General features: G+C 48.6%; 1 protein-coding gene. It reads right to left on the reverse strand.

The annotated features are described in order from the left end of the window. Positions 1 to 12 precede the first annotated feature (12 nt). A protein-coding gene (locus EIEH_RS18180) for an IS1-like element ISEic1 family transposase (protein ID WP_152412049.1) occupies positions 13 to 658 on the reverse strand; the annotation gives its coding sequence in 2 pieces (ribosomal slippage) (positions 13 to 461 and positions 461 to 658; 647 coding nt annotated over the 2 pieces). This gene is flagged as partial in the annotation.

Here is a 658-nt window from a genome sequence, read left to right on the forward strand (position 1 = left end):
CATGACTCAAATTTAGTGGTAATGGTTGATTGTTAGATACCAGCCGATGACCTTATCGTGCATTTCTTCTGATTTGGAGAAGCAGATTGTCCTTCGGGTAAGCCGTTTGAGATGAGTTCGCAGATTCAAGTTATGGCGTTCTATGCGTTGGGTATATTTCTTGCTGACTACATGGTGAGCTGGATCCAGCAGCGTCCGGTATACCGGCCAGGCATCGGTCATGTAGAAGGCAATATTAAATTTTCTCACTAACGCTAGAAGCCGCTGTAACGTCAACGCATTTCGAGGGCCAAAGACATGAGCAAGAACCCGCTTTCGAATACGGTCATACGCATAGAAGAGCCAGCGAGGATTGCTCTTACAACGAACGAATGACCACTGTTCATCAGCTTCACAGCAGATAACGACTTCGGCTCCCGGCTCTACGTGTTGCGCTCGCTGTCTCGGTTCCCGTTTTTTAGGTGGCGGAGGACAGTATTGAGGCTGATATCAAGAACCCGTGCCGTGTCACGACATCCGGAGCCGTTCATTGCCATAGCAATAATGGATTGATGGGTGTTGGGTTTAGCTGCGTTATATTGAAAGTTGAGCTGGAAGGTTTTCAGGCAGAGCTTGCAGCGATAGAGCTGAGCGCCAGAAGTGGAGTGACCATTACGGA

Origin of the sequence: Edwardsiella ictaluri ATCC 33202, assembly GCF_000264785.1 — a bacterium.
Lineage (GTDB): Bacteria > Pseudomonadota > Gammaproteobacteria > Enterobacterales > Enterobacteriaceae > Edwardsiella > Edwardsiella ictaluri.